Origin of the sequence: Acinetobacter sp. YH01024, assembly GCF_013420195.1 — a bacterium.
Classification (GTDB): Bacteria; Pseudomonadota; Gammaproteobacteria; order Pseudomonadales; family Moraxellaceae; genus Acinetobacter; species Acinetobacter amyesii.
Window position 1 is genome coordinate 1 of sequence record NZ_VOYQ01000084.1, and the last position, 4,595, is coordinate 4,595.

The 4,595-nt window shown below is 36.1% G+C and carries 4 protein-coding genes and 3 pseudogenes; 5 read left to right on the forward strand and 2 right to left on the reverse strand.

All coding sequences use genetic code 11. The features are described from left to right. Nucleotides 1-83 precede the first annotated feature (83 nt). A pseudogene (locus FTT88_RS16740) lies at nt 84-434 on the reverse strand (transposase); the annotation flags it as partial. On the opposite strand from FTT88_RS16740, the pseudogene FTT88_RS17440 reads away from it, so the two are divergent. The 3 genes and pseudogenes from FTT88_RS17440 to FTT88_RS16755 all read left to right on the forward strand — a co-directional run. Further along, a pseudogene (locus FTT88_RS17440) lies at nt 431-1,156 on the forward strand (RHS repeat-associated core domain-containing protein); the annotation flags it as partial. The pseudogenes FTT88_RS16740 and FTT88_RS17440 overlap by 4 nt on opposite strands. Nucleotides 1,157-1,648: 492 nt before the next feature. Continuing rightward, nucleotides 1,649-1,987, forward strand: a complete 339-nt coding sequence (locus tag FTT88_RS16750) for a hypothetical protein (protein ID WP_180036296.1) — start codon at nt 1,649-1,651, stop codon at nt 1,985-1,987. A 338-nt stretch (nt 1,988-2,325) separates the two neighbouring features. Further along, complete coding sequence (locus FTT88_RS16755; RefSeq protein ID WP_180106995.1) at nt 2,326-2,514, forward strand: hypothetical protein; 189 nt, start codon at nt 2,326-2,328, stop codon at nt 2,512-2,514. Nucleotides 2,515-2,536: 22 nt separating this feature from the next. On the opposite strand, the pseudogene FTT88_RS16760 reads toward FTT88_RS16755, so the two are convergent. Further along, nucleotides 2,537-3,485: pseudogene (locus FTT88_RS16760) on the reverse strand (IS5 family transposase). A gap of 41 nt (nt 3,486-3,526) precedes the next feature. On the opposite strand from FTT88_RS16760, the gene FTT88_RS16765 reads away from it, so the two are divergent. Continuing rightward, nucleotides 3,527-3,907, forward strand: coding sequence for a hypothetical protein (locus tag FTT88_RS16765; protein WP_180106996.1), 381 nt, complete (start codon nt 3,527-3,529; stop codon nt 3,905-3,907). Nucleotides 3,908-3,914: 7 nt separating this feature from the next. Continuing rightward, nucleotides 3,915-4,370, forward strand: a complete 456-nt coding sequence (locus FTT88_RS16770) for a hypothetical protein (RefSeq protein WP_180106998.1) — start codon at nt 3,915-3,917, stop codon at nt 4,368-4,370. The last annotated feature ends 225 nt before the right edge of the window (nt 4,371-4,595 follow it).

The window sequence follows — 4,595 nt, forward strand, 5'->3', positions numbered from 1 at the left end:
CAATTAATTTGATGGCTTCAGCTTTAAATTCTGTGGTGTAAGTCTTGTGTTTCTTGCTCATGGTAAACTCCTGATGAGTGTGTTTAGTTTACCAAGTTAAAACCTCCTGTTTTTTCAGCACACATCAATCTGCCTAAGTCTGTAAATTTATTTAAAATGGCTATACGGGCATGTACTTCATTGACTTGGCTTTGAAAGTTCTTAGCACTGAGTTTATCGCCTAATAATTTAATGCAGTACATCTTAGTTTCAACCAAACTTCGCCGATGATAGCCTGACCATTTTTTCCAAAGCGATCTACCTAGCTGTTTGACTGTTTTTAATAACTCGTTCCGCGCTACTGACTTCGCTTGCTGATCTTTCCACGGCTTTGCATTCTTCCTAGGTGGAATGATCGCATGTGCATCTCGATCTAAAATGACTTGTCTGCATTGAAAGCAGCCCTGCAGGCAAAACATTAAAACTGACATGAGATAACCTGAACCGTTTGATCCAAAGTGAGCTTAATGGTCAGGCGACTGAATATGGTTATGATGTATTTGGAAGGCGTTTATACAAGAAAAATCAAAATGCGCAAACCCTGACCTTATTCGGCTGGGACGGTGACCTGATGATTTGGGAGTTACAGCAATCTAATGACGTTGAAGAAAACTACACCAAGCATTATGTCTATGAACCGCAGAGTTTTGTACCGCTGCTGCAAACGGGCTATACAGGTTTTATCAAGCTTTTAGAAACTCCATATTATGCTCAATTTCAGCATGAAGATTATTCGGTTTATAAAGACCCGATATGGAAAACTGAAACACGAAAAAATAAAGCTGAATTGGAGCGGGTACTTTTTTATCACTGTGACCAAGTTGGAACACCGCAGACTTTAACAAATGAGTTAGGTGAATGTATATGGGAAATTAAGCAGGATGTATGGGGTGAAGCTTTAGAGATTAAGACTAGTGACAATTTATTAGAGCAAACAAGTATTCGTTTTCAAGGGCAATATTACGATAGTGAAACTGGATTACATTATAACCGTTACCGTTATTATGAGCCGTTTAGTGCAAGGTATGTGAGTAAAGATCCGATTGGATTATTTGGTGGATTAAATAATTCTGCTTATGTCAGTGATCCGAATCTGTGGGTCGATCAATTGGGATTAACTCCCTTAAATGCTGCTGGTGCTGCATATGGCTGCATAGCTGGTGCTGTTGGTGGTTATACAACAGGAGAGTGGAAAGGTGCTGCAATTGGGTGTGTTGCAGGAGGTGCAGTGGGGGCTGTAAATCCTTGGGCATCACATGCTGTAGGTGCAGCAGGAGGTGCAGGAGTTTCTTCAGTGCTGGGTCAAGGTGTGGGATTATTTGCTGCGAAGAAGGAAGTTGCGAATATGTGTAATTATGATGCTGGTGCTGTAGTAGGAGCTATGGTTGGTGGTGGCATTGGAGGATCTGTGAATAAGGCAGTAATTCAAAGGGCTCCATATATGAGAGTAGATTTGATGAATAAACCATTGGGTACTTCTGGAATTAATCGAACTCCAGGCGAACTAGCAGGTGCATTACTAGAGGGTAAAATAACAGGTGCTGGTGAATTAATGGGTACTGGGAAAATAACCTTGCCATCTTGTGCAAAATAATTAGTGAGATAGTTAATGATTTGGTTTAAAACGGCTATGTTTTTCTTGTTATATATGATTTATATGATTTTAATTTTAAATTTTTATGCTAAAGCTTTAATTAAAGTAAGTATACTGGGTCATTTTTTTAAAGTGGTATTTAGTTCTTTATTATATTTACTGTTTGCTATTGCTTTTATTTTTCCTTTTTTTCATATTCATGAGTTTGTAGATGATTTCCATATATATTTTGATCAAAACAATATTTATTTTGCTTTTACTTTGATTTCTTTTGCATTAGTTTGTAGTTTTTCAATAATTTATTTTAATAAAAAATTTGTTCCTAAGTTAAAAGCTTTGGGGTATTTTAAATGATTGATGCGTGCTGAAATAACAGGAGACTTCCACTTAGGAAATTTTAGGCTGCTAGCTCACTGGTTCTGTCGCTAAAAATAACTTGAGTTAGATTCCAAGGTGAATAGAGAATATCTAACAGATCAAACTTTAGATGGAAATTCATTTGGTTTTCCTTGTGGAGTTGCTGTCGGTGCTGATGTGCCTGTTTCGAGTGGTGAAGTTCAAGTAAATACAGGAGCTTATATCCACACCTAGTTTAATGTATTTTGACTTTTCACACAGTAAATTAATAGGAAATACTAAAGATACCGAGCTTTATGCAATTAGATTAATGCGCTCTTTTGGAGGGCTATAATATGAAATTATTCTTAATGATTACAGTAATTTTTTTCTTATGTAGTTGTGAAAAGAATAAAATAGAAAGAGGGCAGATCTTAAGTCAGTTGAAAAATGAAGTGAATAAAAGCAAAGCATTATATTTGAATGAAATGAGCTTAATTTTTTCAGATTATAATTGCTTTGTTGCACAAACATTCAAAAGCTAAACTTTCCCCAAGTTATCTAAATTTAAGTGACAACTTGGGTGTGAGGTCCGCCCAACTCCGTAAATTTATTTAATACTGCCACACGTGCATGCATGTCATTGACTTGGCTTTTGAAATTCCTTGTACTAAGCCAATCACCTGAGAAGCACTGCTTCGTAAGATTTGATGCAATGCATCTTGGTTTCTACCAAACTTCGGCGATGATAGCCTGACCATTTTTTCCATAGTGTCCTGCCTAAACGTTTAACTGTTCGAAGTAATTCATTTCGCTCTAGCGAGCTGGTCTTTGTATCTTTCCAAGGTTTCGCATTTTTTCTTGGTGGAATCACCGCATGCGCTTGTCGGTCTGCGATTACCTGGCGGCATTGCTTGGTGTCATAAGCCCCATCTGTATAGACGGAGTCAATCTGTTCTTCTTGTGGAATCTGATCCCGTAAATCACCAAGCACCTGTGAATCACTCACATTGTTGGTTGTGAGCTAAATAGCGCGTATTTGAAGGGTTTCAGCATCGATACCAATATGTAATTTACGCCATTGGCGACGATATTCAGGCTGATTTTTTTTACGTTTCCATTCGCCTTCACCTAAAAACTTTAAGCCAGTAGAATCAACGAGTAGATGGAGACCATTACTGCTTTTTTGATAGTTAATTGCAATATCAATATGCTTTTGTCTTCTACAAATAGTGGAATAATCTGGGGCTGTCCAATCTAATCTATAAAGATGAATGAGACTTTGAACAAAGCCAGTGACCATACGTAAAGATAGACGGAATAAGGATTTAATCATTAAGCAGCATTGGATAGCTGCGTCGGAGTAGGTTTGATTTCGCCCTTGTTTGCCTTTTGATGGAGCATACCATTGCGTAGCAGGATCAAACCAAATGGCAATATTTCCGCGACTCATGAGTGCTCGGTTATATGCGGGCCAATTGGTTGTGCGATAGATTTTGTGTGTAGGCTTCTTCATTTGAAAATTATATCGCTGAAAAAGCCTTTACAGATAGGTTTGTGCAACAAAGCCTGATGGGGCGTATATTTAATGGTCAAGGCTCAAATTACACAGAAATTACAGATAACTTTATTCAAGGAGCATCTTTATCTGGAAATGCTGGTGCATTAATTAAGTTTGGGGGAAGTACCGTTGTAAATAAAGATATGGTAGCGAATACTATAAATGGAAAACAACCATTTGCATTTGAGTTAGGTATTGGTACACCAGAATGGGATCTAAGTTTCGGAGGAGTAAGTGACAAAAACTTATCTCCTGTAGACTATTTGAAAAAAATAAATAGAAAAGTGGAAGCAAAAGAAATAGAACGTATTCTTAATAAGGCACCTGAAGGGGCTAGTATAGGGAATGTTCTTGATCAATGGCATAAATCTTTTTGAGGTTAAAATGAAATTATTATTAATTTTTATATTATTCTGTAGTGTTCTACAGGTAGGATGCATTACCAATGAAAAAGAATATAATGGTAGGTTTTCTAAAGATTTAAAAGAAAATTTTAATGATGGCTATGTTGTTGAATCATATGGTGGTAATTCATACTATAATATGGTTACCTTAAGTTTGGAAAAGAAAAATTTTTCAAATGAAAGGTTTGATAAAACAATAAAAAAAATTTTAAATAATGGATGGTATTTAAACTACATAATAGATAATAAATATTGGGTTTTTTGTAGGGGTAAAAATGAATCTATAAGAGTTTTATATCCCAACCAACAGGTATTAAAAGATAGGGAGGGTAATTATTTCCGGGATGATTTAGATAATAATAGGGTGTATGTTTGGGTTGCTTTCTATAAAGATGTTGATAGAAATAAGCAATTAACTGGTTGTCCAATTGATTGATTTTAATTTTAGCTAATGGTTTTTTAATAGTAACTTAAAAAATTAAGAAATTTAAGGGAGTTGATTGCATGATTAAGTTTGAGGATATATTTTACACTGGCTTTGTTGCACAAAGATTTGAAATACAAAGCCCCCTAATTGAGCCAAATTTAAGGCGTAACTTGGGTAAGTGGTCGACCTAATTCCGTAAATCTGTTGAGGACTGCTACACGTGCATGAATTTCA